This is a genomic window from Castellaniella sp. (genome assembly GCF_047971665.1).
Classification (GTDB): Bacteria; Pseudomonadota; Gammaproteobacteria; order Burkholderiales; family Burkholderiaceae_B; genus Castellaniella.
On sequence record NZ_JBKEAA010000032.1, the window covers coordinates 1 to 21,882 of the forward strand.

Annotated in this window: 17 protein-coding genes; 9 read left to right on the forward strand and 8 right to left on the reverse strand. The window is 66.5% G+C overall.

Annotated elements, in window-relative coordinates; all coding sequences use genetic code 11:
- Together ssb and ACK5JE_RS12135 are read right to left on the reverse strand one after the other, a co-directional pair.
- On the reverse strand, positions 1–302 hold a 302-nt coding region (ssb, locus tag ACK5JE_RS12130; RefSeq protein ID WP_416801964.1), incomplete at its 3' end, for a single-stranded DNA-binding protein.
- Between the two features lie 150 nt (positions 303–452).
- Complete coding sequence (locus ACK5JE_RS12135; protein ID WP_416801965.1) at positions 453–1,649, reverse strand: MFS transporter; 1,197 nt, start codon at positions 1,647–1,649, stop codon at positions 453–455.
- 131 nt (positions 1,650–1,780) lie between these two features.
- Here ACK5JE_RS12135 and uvrA point away from each other — a divergent pair, with 131 nt between their 5' ends.
- The 6 genes from uvrA to ACK5JE_RS12165 all read left to right on the forward strand — a co-directional run bounded on the left by uvrA (position 1,781) and on the right by ACK5JE_RS12165 (position 9,916).
- Positions 1,781–4,639, forward strand: a complete 2,859-nt coding sequence (gene uvrA, locus ACK5JE_RS12140; RefSeq protein WP_416801966.1) for an excinuclease ABC subunit UvrA — start codon at positions 1,781–1,783, stop codon at positions 4,637–4,639.
- 99 nt (positions 4,640–4,738) lie between these two features.
- Positions 4,739–5,425, forward strand: a complete 687-nt coding sequence (locus ACK5JE_RS12145) for a response regulator (protein ID WP_416801967.1) — start codon at positions 4,739–4,741, stop codon at positions 5,423–5,425.
- On the forward strand, positions 5,409–6,839 hold the full coding sequence (locus ACK5JE_RS12150) for a sensor histidine kinase (protein ID WP_416801968.1): 1,431 nt from the start codon (positions 5,409–5,411) through the stop codon (positions 6,837–6,839). The genes ACK5JE_RS12145 and ACK5JE_RS12150 overlap by 17 nt, the downstream gene beginning before the upstream one ends.
- Before the next feature lie 89 nt (positions 6,840–6,928).
- Positions 6,929–7,909 (forward strand): Bug family tripartite tricarboxylate transporter substrate binding protein, encoded by a 981-nt coding sequence (locus ACK5JE_RS12155; protein ID WP_416801969.1) that lies wholly within the window; start codon positions 6,929–6,931, stop codon positions 7,907–7,909.
- A gap of 19 nt (positions 7,910–7,928) precedes the next feature.
- Complete coding sequence (locus tag ACK5JE_RS12160) at positions 7,929–8,366, forward strand: tripartite tricarboxylate transporter TctB family protein (protein WP_416801970.1); 438 nt, start codon at positions 7,929–7,931, stop codon at positions 8,364–8,366.
- On the forward strand, positions 8,363–9,916 hold the full coding sequence (locus ACK5JE_RS12165; RefSeq protein ID WP_416801971.1) for a tripartite tricarboxylate transporter permease: 1,554 nt from the start codon (positions 8,363–8,365) through the stop codon (positions 9,914–9,916). The genes ACK5JE_RS12160 and ACK5JE_RS12165 overlap by 4 nt, the downstream gene beginning before the upstream one ends.
- Here ACK5JE_RS12165 and ACK5JE_RS12170 read toward each other — a convergent pair.
- The 4 genes from ACK5JE_RS12170 to ACK5JE_RS12185 form a co-directional block, all read right to left on the reverse strand.
- Positions 9,877–11,307 carry a CoA transferase gene (locus ACK5JE_RS12170; protein ID WP_416801972.1) on the reverse strand — a complete coding sequence of 477 codons (1,431 nt, stop codon included), beginning with the start codon at positions 11,305–11,307 and terminating at the stop codon, positions 9,877–9,879. The two genes, ACK5JE_RS12165 and ACK5JE_RS12170, sit on opposite strands and share 40 nt — an antisense overlap.
- Before the next feature lie 113 nt (positions 11,308–11,420).
- Positions 11,421–12,548 (reverse strand): deoxyguanosinetriphosphate triphosphohydrolase, encoded by a 1,128-nt coding sequence (locus ACK5JE_RS12175; protein ID WP_416801973.1) that lies wholly within the window; start codon positions 12,546–12,548, stop codon positions 11,421–11,423.
- A 1-nt stretch (position 12,549) separates the two neighbouring features.
- Complete coding sequence (gene aroB / locus ACK5JE_RS12180) at positions 12,550–13,629, reverse strand: 3-dehydroquinate synthase (protein WP_416801974.1); 1,080 nt, start codon at positions 13,627–13,629, stop codon at positions 12,550–12,552.
- A gap of 11 nt (positions 13,630–13,640) precedes the next feature.
- Positions 13,641–14,198 (reverse strand): shikimate kinase, encoded by a 558-nt coding sequence (locus ACK5JE_RS12185; RefSeq protein ID WP_416801982.1) that lies wholly within the window; start codon positions 14,196–14,198, stop codon positions 13,641–13,643.
- Positions 14,199–14,372: 174 nt separating this feature from the next.
- Here ACK5JE_RS12185 and ACK5JE_RS12190 point away from each other — a divergent pair, with 174 nt between their 5' ends.
- Genes ACK5JE_RS12190 through lysA form a run of 3 tightly spaced genes read left to right on the forward strand, consistent with a single transcriptional unit; the run spans position 14,373 to position 18,303 of the window.
- Positions 14,373–16,835, forward strand: coding sequence for a penicillin-binding protein 1A (locus ACK5JE_RS12190; protein ID WP_416801975.1), 2,463 nt, complete (start codon positions 14,373–14,375; stop codon positions 16,833–16,835).
- A complete protein-coding gene (lptM, locus tag ACK5JE_RS12195) occupies positions 16,835–17,026 on the forward strand; it encodes an LPS translocon maturation chaperone LptM (RefSeq protein WP_416801976.1) in 192 nt (63 codons plus the stop codon). Before ACK5JE_RS12190 ends, lptM begins: the two co-directional genes overlap by 1 nt.
- Before the next feature lie 5 nt (positions 17,027–17,031).
- Positions 17,032–18,303 (forward strand): diaminopimelate decarboxylase, encoded by a 1,272-nt coding sequence (gene lysA, locus ACK5JE_RS12200; protein WP_416801977.1) that lies wholly within the window; start codon positions 17,032–17,034, stop codon positions 18,301–18,303.
- A 111-nt stretch (positions 18,304–18,414) separates the two neighbouring features.
- On the opposite strand, the gene ccsB is transcribed toward lysA, so the two are convergent.
- Positions 18,415–19,725: a c-type cytochrome biogenesis protein CcsB gene (gene ccsB, locus ACK5JE_RS12205; protein WP_416801983.1), complete on the reverse strand. Its 1,311-nt coding sequence runs from the start codon at positions 19,723–19,725 to the stop codon at positions 18,415–18,417.
- A 40-nt stretch (positions 19,726–19,765) separates the two neighbouring features.
- Complete coding sequence (locus ACK5JE_RS12210) at positions 19,766–21,757, reverse strand: cytochrome c biogenesis protein ResB (protein ID WP_416801984.1); 1,992 nt, start codon at positions 21,755–21,757, stop codon at positions 19,766–19,768.
- Between the last annotated feature and the right edge of the window lie 125 nt (positions 21,758–21,882).

Consider the following 21,882-nt stretch of genomic DNA (forward strand, 5'->3'; position numbering starts at 1 on the left):
ATCTCGGTGCTGTAGCGGTCGGCGCCGGTTTCCTTGTCCTGCCATTTGCGGGTCTTGAGGCGTCCCTCGACGTAGACCGAGCGGCCTTTTTTCAGGTACTCGCCGGCGATCTCGGCCAGGCGGTTGTAGAACACGACGCGATGCCACTCGGTTTCCTCCCGGCGGTCACCGGTGGCCTTGTCCTTCCATTGGGACGTGGTGGCGATGGAGACGTTGCAGATGGCGGCGCCGTCCGGGCTGTAGCGGACTTCGGGGTCGCGCCCCAGGTTGCCGACGAGAATGACTTTGTTGACGGAGGCCATGGCGGAAAATCCTGTAGTTGAATGATGTGGCTGACATTATCGGAGACGATGATCGCCCCGGCCGCATCGAAATGCATCAAATGATCATTATCGCCCACCCGGGTTTTCCCCGCCACAGGCCGACTGGACACAGGCCGACTGGACACCGGATCAGTACGGGTTCTTGAATCCGCGCGACGTGTACAGCCAGACGGCCGCCAGCAGGGCGCCGGTCCAGAACACCATGGACGCACTCCCGCCGCGGGCCAGGATGCCGCCCAGCACGCCGCCGGCGAACACCCCCAGGGACTGGGCCGTGTTGTAGAACCCCAGCGCCAGGCCTTTGTAGGCCGGCGGCGCCACGCGCGACACCAGCGAGGGCTGCAACGCCTCCAGGATGTTGAAGGCCACGAAGAACAGCACGAAGGCCGACACCACGAGCCAGAATGAATCCGTCAGCCACGGCAACACCCCCAGCACCACCACCAGCCCCAGCACCGATCCCTCGAGCGCGGATTTGTGGGCCTTGCGGGTTTCGGTATAGAAAACCACCGGCACCATCAGCACGAAGGACGCCAGGATGACCGGCAGGTAGACCTGCCACAGGCTGGCGGAATCGTACCCTCCCAGGCGGTCCAGCAGGCCGGGAGTCACCATGAACAGCGACATCAGGATGAAATGCAGGCAGAAAACGCCGAAGTTCAGACGCAGCAGGTCGCGGTGACCCAACACATCGCGCACCGAGGCCTGAACGATGTCGGCCTCGGATCGCGGCACGTCCGGCACAAAGAACATCGCGATCAGCAGGCAGGCGAAACCCAGCAGGCTGATGGCCCAGAACAGCCCCGACAGGCCGAATCCGCCCACCAACAGGGGCGAGAGCACCAGCGACAGGGCAAAGGAAACCCCGATGGAACCGCCCACCATGGCCATGGCGCGCGTCCGGACCTCGGGGCGAGTGGCGTCGGCGAGCCAGGCCGTGATGGCGGCCGACACAGCGCCCAGGCCCTGGACGACACGTCCGACCGTCACCCAGTCCACATCGTCGGTCAGCGCGCAGATGACCCCGCCCACCACGAACAGCAGCATGCCGAACACGATCACAGGGCGGCGGCCGTAACGGTCGGATGCCATGCCCAGCGGAATCTGCATGATGGCCTGCGTCAGGCCGTACGCTCCCAGCGCCAGCCCCACCCGCGCCGGGTCGTCGCCGCCGACCAGGGTGCGCGCGGCCACGGCGAAAATCGGGGTCAACAGGAACAGGCCCAGCATCCGGGCGGCGAACAAGGTCGCCAGGGCGATACTGCTGCGCCGTTCCAGGGGAGTCAGCCGGAGTGCGGGCGAGTGCGGGCGGGAAGATGCGGACATGGAAAAGGCCAATATAAAGAAAGCTGCGCGTTATAGTATCAAGTTAGCCTTTGAAAAACCTGAACTCCCCTACGCCGCATGCGAGTCCCGGTTTGACGGACGCATGAACCACTCAGCCAGAAGACACCAGCATGGACGCCATCAGCATCCGCGGCGCGCGCACTCACAACCTGAAAAACATTTCGGTCGATCTGCCCCGACGGAAACTGATCGTGCTCACGGGCCTGTCCGGTTCAGGCAAATCGTCCCTGGCCTTCGACACGCTGTACGCCGAAGGCCAGCGCCGCTATGTCGAAAGCCTGTCGGCCTATGCGCGGCAATTCCTGCAGATGATGGACAAACCGGATGTGGACGTCATCACCGGCCTGTCGCCCGCCATCGCCATCGAGCAGAAAACCGCCGGGCACAATCCTCGCTCGACCGTGGGCACGGTCACCGAGATCCATGACTACCTGCGCCTGCTGTACGCCCGGGTCGGCACGCCCTACTGCCCCGATCACGATCTGGCGCTGCGCGCGCAAAGCGTCAGCCAGATGGTGGATCAGGTCCTGTCCCGCCCTGAAGACACCCGCGTCGCCCTCCTGGCGCCGGTGGCCCGCGCCCGGAACGACGATCTGACGGCGGAATGCCGCCGCCTGCAGGCCCTGGGCTTCGTGAGGGTCCGCATCAACGGCGCGATCCAGCCGCTGGACGGCGGCGCACCCCTGGCCGCCCCGGATGGCCCCTGGAACATGGACGTGGTCGTCGACCGGCTGCGCGTGCGCCCCGACAGCCGCCAGCGGCTGGCCGAGAGCTTCGAAACCGCCCTGGAACTGGCTCAGGGCCGCGCCCTGGTGCTGGATCTGGACACGGCACAGGAACAGGCCTTCTCCGCCGCCTACGCCTGCCCGGTCTGCGCCCGCGGCATGGGCGAAATGGAGCCCCGGCTGTTCAGCTTCAACAATCCGGCCGGCGCCTGTCCGACCTGCAACGGACTGGGACAGGTGGAATCCTTCGATCCGGCGCGGGTCGTCGCTTTTCCCGAACTGAGCCTGGCGGCCGGCGCCATCCATGGATGGGACCGGCGCAACGCCTTCAGCTACGCCATGATGGCCAGTCTGGCGCGGCACTATGGCTTTGATCTGGACACGCCCTACCAGGCGCTGGAACCGGAGGTGCGCGAGCGCATCCTGCACGGCTCGGGCGACCAGGAAATCGCCTTCCAGTACCTGGGCGAGAACGGCATCCCCGCCATCCGCCGCCATGCCTTCGAGGGCATCGTCCCCAACCTGGAGCGGCGCTGGCGCGAAACGCACTCCAACGCCGTGCGCGAAGAACTGGGCCGGCTGCGCCACACCATCCTCTGCCCCGACTGCCACGGCGCCCGGCTGTGCGCCGAGGCGCGCAACGTCCTCATCGGTCAGGACCCGGGCCAGGGGGAACGACGCGGGCGCGCCCTGTACGAAATCGAGGCCCTGTCGCTGTCCGACTGCCGGCAGTGGTTTCTCGACTGGGCGCCCGAGGGCGCCCGGCGCGACGTCGCCGACCGAATCATGCACGAGATCCGCGCCCGGCTGGATTTCCTGGTCAACGTCGGCCTGGGCTACCTGTCCCTGGACCGGGGGGCAGACACCCTGTCCGGCGGCGAGGCCCAGCGCATCCGCCTGGCCAGCCAGATCGGTTCCGGACTGACCGGCGTCATGTACGTGCTCGACGAGCCGTCCATCGGCCTGCATCAGCGCGACAACCACCGCCTGATCGAGACCCTGCGGCAACTGCGCGACCTGGGCAACAGCGTCATCGTGGTCGAACACGACGAGGACATGATCCGCGCGGCCGACCATGTCCTGGACATGGGGCCCGGCGCAGGCGAGCAGGGCGGCAGCGTGATCGCGCAAGGGACGCCCGAGGCCATCATGGCCCAGCCGCAATCGTTGACCGGCCAGTACCTGGCTGGCGTCCGGCGCATTGCCCTCCCGGCACGCCGCGCGACCGGGCCAGACCAGCCCTGGCTGCGGCTCCTGGAGTGTCGGGGCCACAACCTGCAGGGCGTCGATCTGTCCATTCCGGTGGGCCGCCTGACCTGCATCACGGGCGTGTCAGGCTCGGGCAAGTCCACTCTGATCAACGACACCCTGGTGGCGGCCCTGGCCCAGACCCTGAACCGGGCGCAGACCGATCCCGCGCCGCATGAGCGCATCGAGGGCCTGGACGCTTTCGACAAGGTCATCAGCGTCGATCAGAACCCCATCGGGCGCACCCCGCGCAGCAATCCGGCCACCTACACAGGCCTGTTCACGCCGATTCGCGAACTGTACGCGGGCGTGCCCGAAGCCCGCCTGCGCGGCTACGATCCCGGGCGCTTCTCCTTCAACGTCAAGGGGGGGCGCTGCGAGGCCTGCCAGGGAGACGGCGTGGTGCGGGTGGAAATGCATTTCCTGCCGGACATGTACGTGCCCTGCGAGGTCTGCGAGGGCCGCCGCTACAACCGCGAGACCCTGGACATCCGCTACCGGGGCCTGTCCATCAGCGAAGTCCTGGACCTGACCGTGGCCCAGGCGCTGGAACTGTTCCAGGCGGTGCCCACCGTGGCCCGCAAGCTGCAGACGCTGATGGATGTCGGCCTGTCCTACATCCGCCTGGGCCAGAGCGCCACGACCCTGTCGGGCGGCGAGGCGCAGCGCATCAAGCTGTCCCAGGAGCTGTCCCGGCGCGGATCGGAACGCACGCTGTACGTCCTGGACGAGCCCACCACCGGCCTGCACTTCCACGACATCGAAGTCCTGCTGGGCGTGCTGCAACGCCTGGTGGACAGCGGCAGCACCGTGCTGGTGATCGAACATAATCTGGACGTGATCAAGACCGCCGACTGGATCGTGGATCTGGGCCCCGAGGGCGGCGCGGGCGGGGGCCGGATCGTGGCCCAGGGCACGCCGGAGGCCGTGGCAACCACCCCCGGCAGCCACACCGGCCAGTGGCTCAAGGACGTGCTGGCGGCTCGCGACGCCTGAAGCCGGTTTCAGCACCGGGCGGTCACCCGTCCGGCCGCCCCGGGCCGGATCGATCTTTTGTCTCCCCCGTGTGCCGGGCGCTCGTCTATGATGGCCGGTATGCGAATCCTGCTGATCGAAGATGAATCCGAGCTGGCCTCGTGGCTGGCCCGCGGTCTGGCCCGCCATGGCGGGTTCATGGTCGACTGGGCCGACGATGCCGAACTGGCCGAACGCCGCCTGGCGGTCGAAGAGTTCGATGCCATCGTCCTCGACCTCGGCCTGCCGGGCATGGACGGCCACGAATTCCTGCGCCGCCTGCGTGGGCGCGACGACCGCTGCCCTGTGCTGGTGCTGACCGCGCGCGATTCGCTCTCGGAACGCATCGGCACGCTGCACGAGGGCGCCGACGACTTCATGCACAAGCCGTTTGCCATCGAGGAGCTCGAGGCCCGGCTCAATGCCCTGATCCGGCGCAGCCGGGGCCGCGAGCACCCCCGCTGGGTCCTGGGCGATCTGGTGCTGGACATCGGCAGCCAGCGATTCCTGCATCACGACGAGGCCCTGAGCCTGTCTCCCCGGGAATATTCGGCCCTCAAGGTCCTGATGCAGAAAGCGGGCGAACCGGTCACCAAGCAGCAGATCCTGGAACGGATCAGCCCCGACGACACGACGATCAACCTCGAGGCCATCGAGGTCCTGGTGCACCGGCTGCGCAAAAAACTGACCGGCGCCGATGTGCAGATCGTGACGCTGCGCGGCATGGGCTACTGCCTGGAACTGCCGACACATGGCGCGCCCGACTGAACGCCGTCCCGGCAGTCTCCGGTCCCTGCTGCTGTGGATCCTGGTGCCGGCCCAGATGATCGTGCTGAGCCTGGCCCTGTGGTTCTCCAGCAGCCAGCTTCATCAACAGGTCGATCTGGCCTACGACCGCTCGCTGGCAGGCGCCCTGCGGGCCATCGACCACAACATTTCCACCGCCAGCGGCGGCCTGGCCGTGGAACTGCCCTATCTGATGCTCGAATTCTTCGAGCTCACCGCCAACAACACGGTCTATTACCGGATCATGACCGAAGACGGGCTGGCCGACATCGGCAACCAGGAACTGCCGCTGCCCGACACGCGTCTGGTCTCGAACACGCCGGTGTTCTACGATCGTGACTATCTCGGCGCCTCGATCCGCATCGCCGCCCTGGCCCGCCCCATGTCGCCGCCGCTCTACGGACAGAAAAACGGCCGCGTCATCGTGATGGTGGGCGAAGACCGGGACAGCCGGGACCGCGTGATCCGCGACCTGATGATCCGCAACATCGCGCGCGACCTGATCGAGGTGCTGGCCTCCACCGGCCTGATCGTCATCGGCGTGCTGATCGGCTTGCGCCCGCTCACGCGCCTGTACCGCAAACTCAAGGACCGCGCGTCCGACGACCTCAGCCCGATTTCCGCTCCCGAACTCCCCCGCGAGGTCCAGCCGCTGGTGAACGCCGTCAACCAGCACGTCGCCCGCCATGCCCGCCAATCGCGCCGGCAGCGTCAGTTCCTGGATGACGCTTCGCACCAATTGCGCACGCCACTGGCTGTCCTGCACACCCAGCTGGACTACGCCCTGCGCGAGTCCGATCCCGCCGAAGCGCGCGCCGCCCTGCTGGCCATGCGCGGCGGTCTGGAGCAGGCACAGCGCACGGCCGCCCAGATGCTGGCGCTGGCCCGCGCCCGGGAGGCCGACACGCAGAGCAGCCCGCCCCAGGCCGTGGCGCTCACGACACTGGCCCAGGACGTCATCCGCCAGATCTATGGCCTGGCCCGCCAGAAACGACAGACGATCGCCCTGGACGGAGGCGAGCTCGACCTGACCGTGACCGGGATCGACTGGCTGCTGCGGGAGGCGCTCGCCAACCTGATGGACAATGCCATCAAATACACGCCCGAAGGCGGCGCCATCACCCTGCGGATCGAACGTGCGCCCGGCCACATCATTCTGAGCGTGCGGGACACCGGTCCCGGCATGACCGAGGCCGACATCCGCAAGGCGGGGCGGCGCTTTCGCCGGGGGCAGGCCGGCAAGCGCAGCCATGGCGCGGGCCTGGGGCTGGCCATCGTCCACACCATCATGCAGCGGCATGGCGGCGAGCTGCGCTTCGAACCGGCCGATCCGGGCGTCCGGATTGAGCTCGTCTTCCCCGCCGATCAGGGTTTTCCCGACAAATCTCCTTTCTGAAAGCCAACGGAAAGCTTGCCCGGCCTAAGGTGTCGCCAGTGCGCGCGTTCCTTCCTGTCCGCGCGCCTCCAATATTCGAGGAGACCCGCATGAAATTCCGTGTTCTGCCGCTGCTGATGGGCAGCATCCTGCTTTCTCTGGGCCTGGCCGCCCAGGCAGCCCCAACCAAACCCGAATGCATCGCGCCGGCCAACCCCGGCGGTGGCTTCGACCTGACCTGCCGCCTGGCCCAGGAAGGCCTCAAGGCCGCCGGCACGCTGGCCGATCCAATGCGCATCGTCTACATGCCCGGTGGCATCGGCGCCGTAGCCTACAACCACGTGATCGCGCAAAAACCCGACGATCCCGAGTCCATCATCGCCTTCTCGGGCGGTTCGCTGCTGAACCTGGCCCAGCACAAGTTCGGCAAATACGGCGTCAACGATGTGCGCTGGCTGGCCGCCGTGGGCGCCGACTATGGCGTGGCCGTGGTGCGCAATGACTCCCCCTACAAGAATCTGAAGGACCTGATGGCCGCCTTCAAGCAGGATTCGAGCAAGATCGTGCTCGGCGCCGGCGGCACCGTCGGCAGCCAGGACTGGATGAAGGCAGCCCTGACGGCCCGCGCCGCCGGGGTGGACTACCGCAAAATGCGCTTTGTGGCATTCGAGGGCGGCGGGGACGCGCTGACCGCGCTGCGCGGCGGCCACATCCAGGCCTACATGGGTGACGCGGCGGAAGCCTTCACCATGCTCGAAGGCGGCGCGCCGATCCGCCTGCTGGCTGTATTCAGCGAAGAACGCCTGCCCGGCAAGCTCTCCTCCGTGCCAACCGCCCGCGAAGAAGGCTTCGACATCCAGTGGCCCATCATCCGTGGCTTCTATGTCGGCCCCAAGGTTGCGGACGCCGACTACCAGTGGTGGGTGGATGCCTTCAACAAGATGCAGGCGGACGCCTCCTTTGCCGCCATCCGCGACAAGCAAGGGCTGTTCCCCTTCAACAAGTCGGGCGCCGATCTGGACAAATACGTCAAGGAACGCGTCGCCGACTACACCAAGCTGGCCAATGAATTTGGCCTGATCCGTCAATAACGAGCCTCCCGGACCCGCCATGAGTGATCGCACACTGGGCTTCTGCGCCCTGATCTTTGCCGGCCTGATGGCGTGGTTCGGCCACGACCTGCAGGCCCCCTTCTCCTACGAACCGGTGGGCCCGCGGGCCTTCCCGATGCTGATCGCACTGATCATCGCACTGTGCGGCGCCTGGCTGATGTTCAAGCACTGGCGTGCGCAGCGCACGGGCGAACCCATCGACTGGCCGCGGCTGCTGCTGATGGTGGTCTACATCTTCGGCTATGCCATGCTGTTCGAGACGCTCGGCTTCATCATCGCCACCGCCCTCATCACCGTGCTGATCGGTCGTCTGTTCGGCGGCAGCTGGGGCAAGATGATCCTCGGCGGCGTCCTGATGGGCGTATTGTTCTTCCTCTTGTTCGACCGGGCGCTGGACGTCGTGCTGCCCCTGGGCCCCCTGGAGTTCCTGTCATGAGCCAGATTCTCGAACATCTGACCATCGGCTTCGATGTCGCCTTTTCCTGGATGAACCTGCTGGTCGCCACTATCGGCGCCTTTCTCGGCACCCTGGTGGGCGTGCTGCCCGGCCTGGGGCCCATCAACGGCGTGGCGATGCTCATCCCCATCGCCTACGCCCTGAATCTGCCCCCGGAAACCGCGCTGATCCTGCTGGCGGCCGTGTACGTGGGCGCGGAATACGGCGGCCGCATCAGCGCCATCCTGATCAATGTCCCCGGCGAGGCCAGCGCCATCATGACCACGCTGGACGGCTATCCCCTGTCCCGCAAGGGGCTGTCCAACGTCGCCCTGTCCCTGTCGGGCTGGTCGGCCTTCTGCGGCTCGCTGGTGGCGACCATCGGCGTCATCGTGCTGGCTCCCCTGCTGGCGCGCTGGGCGCTGGCGTTCGGTCCTGCGGAATATTTCGTGCTGATCGTCTTTGCCTTCTGCTGCCTGACCAGCCTGCTGGGGCGCCAGCCTGTCAAGGGGACCCTGTCGGCCATGCTGGGTCTGGCGATCGCCACGGTCGGTGTGGACTCCAATTCGGGCGTCTACCGCTACACCTTCGACTCCGTGCATTTGTTCGACGGCATCGATTTCGTCGTGGTGGTGATCGCGCTGTTCGCCATTGCCGAACTGCTCGAACTGCTCGAATCCACCATCCGTGGCGAGGCGCCGGAGGTGCCGCCCAGCAATCGCAAGCTTTTCAATCTGAAAGAGCTGTTGTTCACCAAATGGACCGTGCTGCGCAGCGCCATCCTGGGATTCTTCATCGGCGTGCTGCCGGGCGCGGGCGCCAGTGTGGCCTCGGCCGTGGCGTATTCCAACGAAAAACGCTACCAGGAAAGCCGCGACCCGAACGCCTGCTTCGGCGAGGGCGACCTGCGCGGCGTGACGGCCCCCGAGGCCGCCTCCACCGCGTCGGCCGTGGGCTCATTCGTTCCCATGCTGACGCTGGGCGTGCCAGGGTCGGGCACCACGGCCGTGATGATGGGCGCGCTGACACTCTACAACATCACGCCGGGCCCGGTGCTGTTCGACACCAAACCGGAACTGGTCTGGGGTCTGGTGGCGTCGCTGTTCATCGGCAACGTGCTGCTGTTCCTGATGAACATCCCTATGGTGCGGGTGTTCTCCAAGGTCCTGGCCCTGCCCAACTGGCTGTTGGTCCCCGGCATTCTGTGCATCAGCTATATCGGGGTGTACGCCATCAATGCCGGCACCTTCGACCTGACCATGGCCGCGATCCTGGGCGTGATCGGCTACTTGCTGCGCAAGGCTGGCGTACCGATGGCGCCGATGGTGCTGGGGGTCGTGCTGGGCGACATGATGGAGCAGAACCTGCGCCGCGCCCTGTCCATCACCAACGGCGAACTGCACATCCTGTGGGAAAGTCCGATTTCCCTCGGCCTGTGGATCGTCTCGCTGTGCATCGTCGTCATCCCGCCCCTGATGCGCTGGCGCCGCGCCAAGCAACGCGCCAAGGGTCAGGCGACCGGCGCCGAGCTCGTCGCCTCGGACGACTGATCCCCCCACCCCCAGTCCGGCGGGCTGCTGCGCAGCGGCCCCGCCGGCAGATCCCAGCCCCAGCGGGCGCCCGCCACATGGCAGGGCGCCCGCAGTCTCTGGGCCGGTCCCCAGCCGGTCGGTTCGATCGCCGGATCGTAGGCGGCCTCGGGAGCCGGCCCCAGGAGAGGGAGATCCGCCGGGGGGCACGCGGACGCGCTGTCGGCCGAGGTCTGCAACAGCTGCGCCATCCGGGCCAGTGACACGCGCCAGCCACTTCCCAGGCCGGTCTCGCGGCGCCACGACAGGCCGCGCAGCGCACAGGCGGCCATCAGACAACCGGCCGACTGATCCAGCGCCTGGACCGGCAGGGGATCGGGCGCGGCGCCATCTCCCGCCCAGGCAATGCCGGTGCTCATCTGGACCAGGCTGTCGAACCCGCGCCGCGCCCGCCAGGGGCCGGTCCAGCCCCAGGCATCGAGGCAGACATCGACCAGCCCCGGCCGCAGGGACTGCCGCGCCTCGGCGCCCAGTCCCAGGGCGTCCAGCGCGCCCGGCCGGTAGCCATGAACCAGCACATCGGCCCGGGTCAGCAACTGCCGGAACCTCGCCATTTCGTCCGGGCGGCGCAAGTCCAGCGTGGCGCAGCGCTTGCCCACCGTGACCTCCGGCACCATGCCCGGCTCCTCCCAATCCGCCGGGTCCAGACGCAGAACGCGGGCGCCATAGGCCGCCAGGAAACGCGTGGCGGCGGGACCGGCCAGCACGCGGGTCAGATCCAGCACGCGGATTCCCGCCAGGGGACGCCCGGTTTTCGGATCATCCAGCCATCCGGCATCCGGCGTTCCCGCCAGACCGGGCAGTCGATGGATGAGCGGTTCCGCCGCAACCGCGCGTCCCTGGGGATGGGCGCGCCAGGCCTCGGGCGAACGCAGCGCGGCCGCGCAGCCACCCCGGTCCACGATGGCGTCTTCCAGCGCCTGGGCCGGCTCGCCGCGGATCCGCGCGGCAACGGCGTCATGGTCAGCGTCAGGGGGCAGCCCCAACGCCGTCAGCGCCCGATGACGATGATGGACGGCATTGGCATGCAGGCGGATCCAGCCGTCCCGCGCTGCATAGTCGCCTGTGACGACATCGCGCACGTTGAGGCGCGTCCAGCCCAGCGGCCGGATGCTGAAACCGAACCACCACGAGGCCAGGGCCCGGTCGACATCGACCGGCACCAGGTCGCCGGGTCGCGCCCACAGCACCAGCATCAGCGCGGCCGCTCCGGTGGCGGCGCAGGCCAGGCCGCTGACCGGATAGCGCGAGGCCAGCCCCGCCCGGCCCGCCACCCGCAGCCTGTCGGGCGACATGTCGGCATCCAGCACGGACAACATGCATTGCAGCATGCCGACATGATCCAAAGCCACATCCTCTGTCATATTCCGTCCTCCGCTCGAAATCCAGCGCTCCACTTCGCGGCTTGCACGCCGCTCGGATCAGCCCGGCACGGTTCAGTCCGCAGGGACTGAGCCGTGCCGGGCTAATCCATGCTGAAAAGGGCACGGTGTTCCCGGATGGCGTAGCGGTCCGTCATGCCCGCGATGTAGTCCGCGATCGCCCGGGCCTGCGCCGTCGGGTCGTCGTGCCGGTATTCGTCCGCCAGCAGCCGGGGATCGTCCTGGAACGCCTGGAACAGTTCCCGCACGATGCGCCGTGCCTTGCTGGTCATGCGCATGACCTGAAAATGACGGTACAGGTTCTTCAGCAGGAACTGCTTGAGCGCATCGGCCTGGGCGCGGATTTCGTCGGAGAAGGCAGCCAGCGGTGAACCGGAGCGGACCTCGTCGGCCGTCTGCGGCCGCAGGTGCGCGATATTGTCCGCCGTGGTGCGCGTCAGATCCTGCACCAGGGTATTGATCATGGCGCGGATGACCTCGGACACCAGCCGCTTGGGGTCGATATCGGGGTGTCGGCGCAGGACCTGTTCGTGATGCGCGGCGAAGATGTCCAGGTCCAGCAATTGCGGCACTGTGATCAGGCCCGAACGCAGGCCGTCGTCCACGTCATGATTGTTGTAGGCAATCTCGTCGGCCAGGTTGGTCAACTGGGCCTCCAGCGACGGCTGGGTACGGTCCAGAAACCGCGATCCGACCTCGCCCAGCTGCCTTGCATGCGCGCGCGAGCAGTGCTTGAGAATGCCTTCGCGGGTCTCGAAGCACAGGTTCAGGCCATTGAAGGCCGCATACCGTTCCTCGAGTTCATCGACCACCCGCAGGCTTTGCAGATTGTGCTCGAATCCCCCCGCGCCGGGCGCGAATTCGCGCAAGCAGGCGTTGAGCTCGTCCTGTCCGGCATGGCCAAAGGGCGTATGGCCCAGATCATGCGCCAGGGCGATGGCCTCGGTCAGGTCCTCGTTCGTGCGCAGATTGCGCGCCAGCGTACGCGCGATCTGCGCGACCTCGATGCTGTGCGTCAGGCGGGTGCGGAACAGGTCGCCTTCGTGGTTGAGAAAGACCTGGGTCTTGTATTCCAGTCGGCGAAAGGCCGAGCAATGGATGATGCGATCGCGGTCGCGCTGGAAATCGGTGCGCCCGGCGGGCGGTGGCTCGGGGTGACGGCGTCCCCGGGACGCATCCGGGCAGCAGGCATACGGAGCCAGGTCGGCCATGTCAGGTCTCCTCGCCGCCCGGCAGCAGCGGACGCACCTGATCGTCATCGACCGCCCGGACCTCGGCCCGGCCCAGGGCTGGCAGCAGCACATAGCGGATCTGACGACCCTCGTTTTTCTTGTCCACCCGCATCAGGTCCAGCCAGCGCCCGGCGCCCAGGCCCGGCGGCTGGATCGGGCAGCCGATGGCCTGCACCAGCGCCCGGATGCGATCCACGGCCCCGGCCTCCAGGCCGCCGACCCGGGCGGACAACTCCGCCGCCATGACCATGCCGCAGCCCACGGCCTCGCCGTGCAGCCACTGACCATAGCCCAGGCCGGACTCGATGGCATGTCCGAACGTATGACCGAAATTGAGGATGGCGCGCAGGCCGGATTCACGCTCGTCCTGCGAGACGACCCAGGCTTTCAGTTCGCAGGAGCGGCGCACGGCATGCCGGATGGCCTGCTCGTCGAGCGCGCGCAGCGCATCGACATGCGATTCGCACCAGTCGAAGAACGCCTCGTCGGCGATCATGCCATATTTGACGACCTCGGCCAGTCCGGCGGAGATTTCCCGGGCCGGCAATGTCGCCAGTACGCCGGGATCGATTTCGACCGCCCGGGGCTGATAGAACGCCCCTATCATGTTCTTGCCGCGCGGGTGATTGATGGCCGTCTTGCCACCCACCGAAGAATCCACCTGGGCCAGCAGCGTGGTCGGCACCTGGACGAAACGGATGCCGCGCATGTAGCACGAGGCCGCGAAACCGCAGACATCGCCGATCACCCCGCCACCCAGCGCCACCAGCACGGCCTTGCGATCCAGCGCCGCCGCCAGCAGCGCATCGAAGATACGGTCCAGGGATGCCCAGGTCTTGTGCTGTTCACCGTCGGGCAGCTCGATCGTCAGCAGCGGCTTGCCGGTGGTTTGCAGGGCTGCGCGCAACCGCTCGCCGTACAGGGCGCCCACGGTGGTGTTGGTGACGATGGCCAGGGCGGTGGCGTCGGCGGGGATGCTGTCGGCGACCGCGTCGAGCCGATCTGTACCGATATGGATGGGATAGTGCCCGCCGGGCGTCTCGACCTGGACTGTATGCATGATTTTTTGATTCAAGGAGTGTCGGCCCGTACCATCGAAGGAACCGGCAACAGCGGCAACAGGCTGCGCAACACCTGGGAAATCGGCTGCTGGCCCGTGTCCAGCGTGATGTCGGCCACGCTCTCGTAGAGCGGCTCGCGTTGCGCCAGCAGATCGACGATCCGCTGGCGCGGATCATCGGCGCGCAGCAGCGGCCGATGCCGGTCCCGGGCCACCCGCCGGTAGAGATCGTCGATCCCGGCGCGCAGGTAGACGACGCATCCTCGCTCGCCCAGCATGCGACGATTGTCCGCTGCCATCACCGCGCCACCACCCGTTGCCAGGACCAGTCCGGGCCGCAGCGTGTACTCGTCCAGCATGGCGGTCTCGCGGCGGCGGAAACCTGCCTCGCCCTCGATGTCGAAGATGGTGGCGATGCGCACCCCGCAGCGCGCCTCGATGACATGATCCAGGTCGGCGAATTCGCGCCCCAGCGCCGCGGCCAGCTGGCGGCCGATCGTGGTCTTGCCGGCCCCCATCATGCCGATCAGGAAAATCGGGCGCACACCGTCCTGCCCCTCTGGGAGCATCCGTGTCGGGTCCGTGGCCAATTCCTTCGTCATGTCAACGTATCGGGCGGTTCGTTTGCGTGTATTATCGCATCAGTCAGACTCTCGCCTGATCCGATCACAGGCAGCATCCTGTTACACAGACCTCTTCCCCGCCTCATGGCCTGATCCGGTCAGGGCTTACAATCGCCTCTGATGAAATCCACCACGACATCCTCCAAACAGAAGACCCCGGCGGGGCGCTCCTGGTTCACTCGATTGGTCATCAAGGCGGTCGTGCTTTTTGCTGGTCTGGGCCTGTGCGGTGCATTGCTCATGAGTCTGGCGCTGGCGCTGGCCTGGCCGAACCTGCCCGACCTGACGGCCATGATCGACTACCGGCCGCGGGTGCCGCTGCGCATCTACACGGCCGACAAGGTCCTGATCGGCGAGTTCGGCGAAGAACGCCGCAACGTGCTGCGATTCGACGAGATCCCGGACGTCATGAAGTCCGCCATCCTCGCCGCCGAGGACGACCGCTTCTACCAGCACGGCGGCATCGACTGGACGGGCGTGCTGCGCGCCGCGCTGGCCAACACCATCAACATGTCCAAGACACAGGGCGCCAGCACGATCACCATGCAGGTGGCGCGCAATTTCTACCTGTCCTCGGAAAAGACCTACACCCGCAAGTTCTACGAGCTGCTGCTGACTTTCAAGATCGAGGCCACCCTGACCAAGGATCAGATCCTGGATCTCTACATGAACCAGATCTTCCTGGGGCATCGGGCCTATGGTTTCGCCGCTGCCAGCCGGACCTATTTCGGCAAGCCCCTGGCTGAAATCACGCCGGCCGAGGCTGCCCTGCTGGCCGGAATCCCCAAGGCGCCGTCGCGATTCAACCCGATTTCCAATTTCGAACGCGCCAAGTCGCGCCAGGCCTACGTGCTCAACCGCATGCGCAACCTGGGCTATCTGACGGACGCCGAATATCAGCGCGCCGTGGATCAGCCCATCGTGATCCGCTCGGCGGCCAACACCCCCGAGGGACGCTATGGCGTGCACGGCGACTACCCCGCCGAACTGGCCCGCCAGCTGCTGTACGGCGTCTATCAGGACGATATCTATTCGCGCGGCTTCAACGTCTACACCACCATCGACTCCAAGAGCCAGGAGGCGGCCTACCAGGCCGTGCGCGAAGGCATCCTGGAATACACCCGCCGGGCGCCCTACACGGGCCCCGAGGAAAACATCGACCTGCCCAAGGGCATCGAATCCGATGCCGAGGCGCTCAACGACCTGATCGACGAGCAACAGGACAAACACCCCGACAACGGCGATCTGCTGACCGGCATCGTGCTGTCTGCCAGCCCGACCGAGGTCAAGGTCGCGCGCAGCGCCACCCAGATCATCGACATCACTGAAAAGCGCGCCCTGCGCGTCGTGGCGCGCGGCCTGGCCGCCAATGCCAAGGACGCCGTGCGGCTCCGGCGCGGCTCGGTCGTCTACATCCACAAGACGCCGGACTACTGGGAACTCATCAACAAGCCCGCCATCCAGGCGGCACTGGTTTCTCTACGCGCCCAGGACGGCGCCATCCAGACCATGGTGGGCGGCTTCGACTTCGATGAGGGCAAGTTCAACCGCGTCACCCAGGCCTGGCGCCAGCCGGGCTCGTCCTTCAAGCCCTTCATCTACGCGTCCTCCCTGGAGCGCGGCCTGACACCGGCCACGCAGATCTCGGACGAACCGTTCTCCCTGACGGCGGAACAGACCGGCTCCAGACCCTGGAACCCGAAAAACTACGGCCGTGCCTATGAGCCCATGCTCACCATGCGCCAGGGTCTGTACAAGTCCAAGAACATGGTCTCGATCCGCATCATGCAGACCGTGGGCCCCAAATACGTGCAGGACTACGTCACCCGCTTCGGCTTCGACCGCTCGCGCCAGCCGGCCGTGCTGCCGCTGGCCCTGGGAGCCGGCAGCGTGACCCCGCTGCAAATGGCCGGCGCCTACGCGGTCTTCGCCAATGGCGGCTACCGTGTGCCGCCCTACCTGATCGACTACGTCACCGACAGCAACGGCAAGATCATCATGCGTTCGCGGCCGACCGTGGCCGGCGATACCCTGGCGCGCGTGATCGACCCGCGCACGGCCTACGTCATGAACGATCTGCTGCGTGGCGTCGCCACCTATGGCACCGGCGCGCGCGCGCATCGCGAGCTCAAGCGCAACGACATCGGCGGCAAGACCGGCACCACGAACGATTCCCAGGATGCCTGGTTCGCCGGCTTCAACCCCAAACTGGTCGCCATCGCCTGGATGGGGTTCGATCAGCCCAAATCCATGGGTCAGGGCGAGACCGGCGGCGGCGCGGCCCTGCCGATCTGGATCGACTACATGCGCTTCGCGCTGGCGGATCAGCCGGAAGTCCCGCCCGGTCCCATGCCCAGTGGCCTGACACGCACCAACGGCGACTTCTATTTCTCCGAATTCCCGCCGGGCACGGCGATCGCCCGCGTCGGCCTGCCCGCACCGGGCGACCCGACGCCCGGTGGCGCCATCGAGGGCCTGGATGGCATCGGCACATTGCTGGACCAGCTGGGCAACAACGCGGCGTCCGCTTCCACCTCCGATTCCGGCGCTGCCACGACCCAACCTGTTCGCGTGCCTTTCTGATGACGATCTCACCCCTGCTTTCGAACATGACGCGCCTGCTGGCCTGCGCCAGCCTGGCGCTGCTGGCCGGCTGCGGCATGAAAGGCGACCTGCGCCTGCCGCCGCCACCTCCGGCCGATGCCGCTCTGACAGCGCCACCCGCGATTTCTCCGGCCATCACACCGGAATCCCGCCCTGCTTCGCAGCCCTGACCTTCATGACTGCCGATTCCCAATTTCCCCTTCGGGATGGCATCCTGCATGCCGAAGCCATCCCGCTGTCCGAACTTGCCGACCGCTACGGCACCCCGCTGTACGTCTACTCTCGTACCGCGCTGCAATCCGCCTGGCACCGATACGCGCAGGCCATCGCCGGACGCAATGCGTTGATCTGCTATGGGGTCAAGGCCAACTCCAACCTGGCCATCCTGCATGAGTTCCAGCGCCTGGGCACCGGATTCGACATTGTCTCGGGCGGCGAGCTCGAACGCATCCTGGCGGCGGGCGCCCGTCCCGACCGTGTCGTGTTCTCCGGCGTGGGCAAACAGGGCTGGGAAATCCGCAAGGCGCTGACGACCGGCATCAAGTGCTTCAATGTCGAATCGGCCACCGAACTCGAGCGCCTGGCCGACATCGCCCAGGCAATCGGCGTGCGCGCGCCTGTGTCCCTGCGCGTCAATCCCGACGTCGACGCGCACACTCATCCCTATATTTCCACTGGCCTGAAGGAAAACAAGTTCGGCGTCGACATCCGGCTCGCGCCCGACCTGTACCGGCAGGCGCGGCAACTGCCCGGACTGGAAATCGTGGGCGTGGACTGCCATATCGGATCGCAGATCACTCAGGTCGCGCCCTACCTGGATGCCCTCGACAAACTGCTCAATCTGATCGACATCCTGGCCGCCGACGGCATCACCCTGAAACACCTGGACCTGGGCGGCGGCCTGGGCATCCGCTACACGGACGAAACACCGCCCGATCCCGCTCAATTGCTGGATCCCGTTTTCGCCAAGCTGTCGGCCCGGGGGCTGGACCATCTGCAGGTCATCCTGGAACCGGGCCGCTCCCTGGTCGGCAATGCGGGCGTCCTGCTGACCCGGGTCGAATACCTCAAGCGGACCGAGGTCCGCAATTTCGCCATTGTGGACGCCGCCATGAACGACCTGATGCGCCCGGCCCTGTATCAGGCCTGGCACGAGGTCGTCCCGGTCGCGCCTCGCGCCGGCACTCCCGTGGCGACCTACGACATCGTCGGACCGATCTGCGAAAGCGGCGACTGGCTGGCGCGCGACCGCGCGCTCCCGCTGGAACAGGGCGACCTGCTGGCCATCCTGTCCACGGGCGCCTACGCCTTTACCATGTCCAGCCAATACAACACGCGCCCCAGGGCAGCGGAAGTCCTGGTGGATGGGCAGCATTCCTGGCTCGTGCGCCCCCGCGAAACGATCCAGGACCTGTTCGCCCAGGAACGCATCCCTCACCAGCGCTGAACCAGCGCCCGCCGGCGCGCCGTCACGGGGCGGGGCACGGCGCGGACACACCGCGCGCGCATACACACCTCCGATTGGCCGGTCCCCCGACCGGCCAATCGGGGTAGCGCCTTACAAAGCGCCGTACGAATGCAGGCCCGACAGGAACATGTTGACCCCCAGGAAGGCAAAACTGGTCACCAGCAGGCCGGCCAACGCCCAGTAGGCCGACATCGCGCCGCGCAGGCCTTTCATCAGACGCATGTGCAGCCAGGCAGCGTAATTCAGCCAGACGATCAGCGCCCAGGTCTCCTTGGGGTCCCACTGCCAGTATGTTCCCCACGCATCGGCAGCCCACAGCGCCCCCAGGATGGTCGCCACCGTGAAAAAGGCGAAGCCCATGGCGATGGCCCGATACATGATGTCATCGAGGATTTCCAGCGAGGGCAGCTGCCGGGCGATCGGCGCGCGGAACGCCAGAATCGTGCCCACGATCAGCGCGCCGATGCCGAAATACGTCATCCAGGTCGCCGAAAGCTCGCGTGAGCCGAAGATCAGCGGTTCGGCGCACAACACCGCACCCAGGACGAACACCGGGATCAGCGGCTTCCAGGCGCGGGTCTCGCCGTGCGACTTGACCAGGTAGGCAAAGCCCACCATGGCCGCCAGGATGAAAGTGCCATAGCCGATGAAATTCGCCGGTACGTGCAGCTTCATCCACCAGCTCTTCAAGGCGGGGACCAGCGGCTGGATCTGATAGGCGTCCCGGGCAAAGGAATACCACAGCAGGAACACGACCAGCGAACTGATGACCAGCAGCACGAACCCCCCCAGGGCACGCGTGGCGTAGCGACGCTCGTAGTAGAGGTAGAACAGCGCCGTGATCAGACACAGCAGCACGAACACCTCGTAGAGATTGCTCACGGGGATGTGGCCGATTTCTGGGCCCAGCAGATGGCCCTCGCGCCAGCGCACCAGCAGGCCGGTCACGCCGGCGTAGACCGCCGACCAGGTCAGCAGCGTGCCCAGCCAGGCCGCCGTGCGGCTGGCAAACCCGACCCAGTAGCAGACCGTCGCCAGGGCGAACAGGGCGCACATCCACAGAATCGCCGATTGCGAGGAAATCAGGTATTTCAGCAGAAAGACGCTTTCGGCCCGCGAGAGGTCGCCCTGCAACAGTTCACCCGTGGGGCTGTAGAGCCAGATCGCCAGCAGCGCCGTCAGGCCGCTGGCCAGCATCAGAGTGCGCAACGGCCGCCACAGCCAGCCCAGCCAGCTGAACAGGGCGACCACCCCGATCAGGATCAGCTTCTCGTAGTAATCCATGAGCGTGCCGTATGTCGTCAGCACGTCGCCGGCTCCCACCGCCAGCAGCAGGAAAAAGCCCAGATCCGTCCAGTCGGGCCGGCCCCGGCGGCCCCGGCGATCGCCGCTGGCATTCATGTCCTGTGGCCAGGCGGCCGCGCCGTGCGCGGCGATGGAATCAGACGTCATATTCGGATCCTCCGGACAGGCGGCGCAGGGCATCCTGCAGCCGTTCGAATTCGTGGTTGAAATCCAGGGTACGCCGCTGGGTGGTCATGGCGGCCAGCCAGGCGCTGCCGCCCGCCTGCGGCCGGATCCATACCCAGACACGGCGTTCGCGGATATAGAACATCGAGAACACCCCGAGCACCAGCAGCAGGCAGCCAATATAGACAATGGTCTTTCCGGGGCTGCGGGCCACCTGGAAGACGCTTGCCTGGACTTGCTCGAAACTGGTCAGCTGCAAAACCACAGGCGCAGGATAATCCGGCAGGGACGCCAACGCCAGCACCGCCATGCGCATCCACTGCCGCTCATGCTCCGCACCGGCTCCTTGCGCATCGAGCGCGGGCTCGCCCTGCCGGGCCCGCGCCAGCTCGCGCAGTTCGGTCAGGGTGAGCTGGATCATGGGGACGGCGAAATTCAGAATCTTTTCCCGCTGATCGGCGGGCGCGGCCTCGACGATCCCGTTGAATCCGTGGTGCGCAAAGGTCCGCAGCGCTCCGCGTGCGGCCTGGAACATCAGGTCGCGCTGCTCGCCCTCGGGCGCATTCACCGCCGCGAACCGTTGCGCGGCCTGATCGCGCAGTTCGGCATCATCGAGCGCGGCGCGCAACCGCATGAATTCAGCCATCGACCCCTGGTCGTCCACGGGAATGCGCAGGTAGCGGTAGGGCTGCGAGGCGTTGTCACGCACCCCCAGCAGGAACACCGGGGCATCGTCGACTTTCACAGGTAGCAGATACTGGTTGAATTCGCGCGCCTGCCCATCGGCGCCGATCAGCCGGTACTGCACACTGGGCCCGACATTGCGCAGATCGTCATTGCGCGGCCGCACCGCGCTGCCCGTCACGGCAGCCACGTGCTCGACCACGTCGGCCGGCTGCGGATCCTTGCCATCGCCCATGTTTTCGACGTTGATCACGCGCAGGCCCGTGTAATCCACCGTCTGCCCGCCCAGGCTGGCGGGCAGCCTGGCCTCGCGCCCGACCGTGCCGGAGACCTCCACTGGCTTGGTATCCGTGCCGCGCAACGGCCAGGCGTTCAGTTTCAGGCTGCTGCCGCCATCGTCGAAACTGGACTGGTAGACCGTGACGCCGCGATAGCGCAACGGCTCATTGACCTGGATGGTCTGATCGAAGTGCTCGCCGGTCGCCAGATCGGTCACCGTCACGTCGCTGCGGAAATCGCTGGGCATGCCGGTGTCGTAGTAGTCGATGTGGAACTTGTTGAGCTTCAACGCGAAGGGCAGGGGCTGCAACAGCACGCCCTGACCGGCCGACACGATGCCGACACTGCTCTGCTTGCCATCAGGCAGCAGCATGTTGGCGCGGAAACTGGGATTACGCGCCGACAGGCGGCCGGATTCGGGAACATCGGAGATCAGCATGTTGCCGACCACAGGCTGCTTGTCGAACAGCCAGGTCTGCAGCCGCACCGGCAGTTCGCTGTCGAGCAGCCCGCCCAGGCAGATCACCACGATGGCCACGTGCGCGAAGATATAGCCCAGGCGATTGGCCGCGCCTTTCTTGGCAGCCACCATGCGGCTGTCGCCGTCCTCGCGCACCCGGTAGCGAAACCCCTGGGCTTGCAGCAGCGCGCCCACATCGGTGCACGCCTGGTCGGGATCGCGGTCGCTGACCAGTTCGACCCGGTGATGAAAGGCCTTCAGACTGGAGCCGCGCACGTATTCCCGGAACGAACGCATGTCGCGCAGCATCTTGGGGGCATTGCGCAGCACGCACAGCGTGGTCGACACCACCAGGAAGGCCATGATGAGCAGGAACCAGACGCTGTTGTAGACGTGCCAGATGGAGAACTGGTCGAAGACCGTGTACCAGAAGGGGCCGAACTGGTCGATGTAGGTATTGACCGCCTGATTCTGGGGCAGCACAGTGCCGATCAGGCTGGCCACGCAGATGAACACCAGCAGGCTGATGGCAAAGCGCATCGAGCCCAGGAGTTCGACGACATCAGCGCCCAAGGCGCGGGAATGGGGGGAAGACGCCACAGCAGCCCGACTCAGAAAATCATAAAAAAAGGGGGTGCGCCTGCGCGTGCCCCCCGATCCAAAAG

Coding starts and splice junctions, on each gene's coding strand:
- ACK5JE_RS12150 (WP_416801968.1), top strand. CDS start 5,409: ATGGCGCGCCCGACTGAACGCCGTCCCGGCAGTCTCCGGTCCCTGCTG.
- ACK5JE_RS12185 (WP_416801982.1), bottom strand. CDS start 14,198: ATGCTCCCAGAGGGGCAGGACGGTGTGCGCCCGATTTTCCTGATCGGC.
- ACK5JE_RS12135 (WP_416801965.1), bottom strand. CDS start 1,649: ATGTCCGCATCTTCCCGCCCGCACTCGCCCGCACTCCGGCTGACTCCC.
- ACK5JE_RS12190 (WP_416801975.1), top strand. CDS start 14,373: ATGAAATCCACCACGACATCCTCCAAACAGAAGACCCCGGCGGGGCGC.
- ccsB (WP_416801983.1), bottom strand. CDS start 19,725: ATGAATGCCAGCGGCGATCGCCGGGGCCGCCGGGGCCGGCCCGACTGG.
- uvrA (WP_416801966.1), top strand. CDS start 1,781: ATGGACGCCATCAGCATCCGCGGCGCGCGCACTCACAACCTGAAAAAC.
- ACK5JE_RS12210 (WP_416801984.1), bottom strand. CDS start 21,757: ATGCGCTTTGCCATCAGCCTGCTGGTGTTCATCTGCGTGGCCAGCCTG.
- lysA (WP_416801977.1), top strand. CDS start 17,032: ATGACTGCCGATTCCCAATTTCCCCTTCGGGATGGCATCCTGCATGCC.
- aroB (WP_416801974.1), bottom strand. CDS start 13,629: ATGCATACAGTCCAGGTCGAGACGCCCGGCGGGCACTATCCCATCCAT.
- ACK5JE_RS12145 (WP_416801967.1), top strand. CDS start 4,739: ATGCGAATCCTGCTGATCGAAGATGAATCCGAGCTGGCCTCGTGGCTG.
- ACK5JE_RS12160 (WP_416801970.1), top strand. CDS start 7,929: ATGAGTGATCGCACACTGGGCTTCTGCGCCCTGATCTTTGCCGGCCTG.
- ACK5JE_RS12155 (WP_416801969.1), top strand. CDS start 6,929: ATGAAATTCCGTGTTCTGCCGCTGCTGATGGGCAGCATCCTGCTTTCT.
- ACK5JE_RS12165 (WP_416801971.1), top strand. CDS start 8,363: ATGAGCCAGATTCTCGAACATCTGACCATCGGCTTCGATGTCGCCTTT.
- lptM (WP_416801976.1), top strand. CDS start 16,835: ATGACGATCTCACCCCTGCTTTCGAACATGACGCGCCTGCTGGCCTGC.
- ACK5JE_RS12175 (WP_416801973.1), bottom strand. CDS start 12,548: ATGGCCGACCTGGCTCCGTATGCCTGCTGCCCGGATGCGTCCCGGGGA.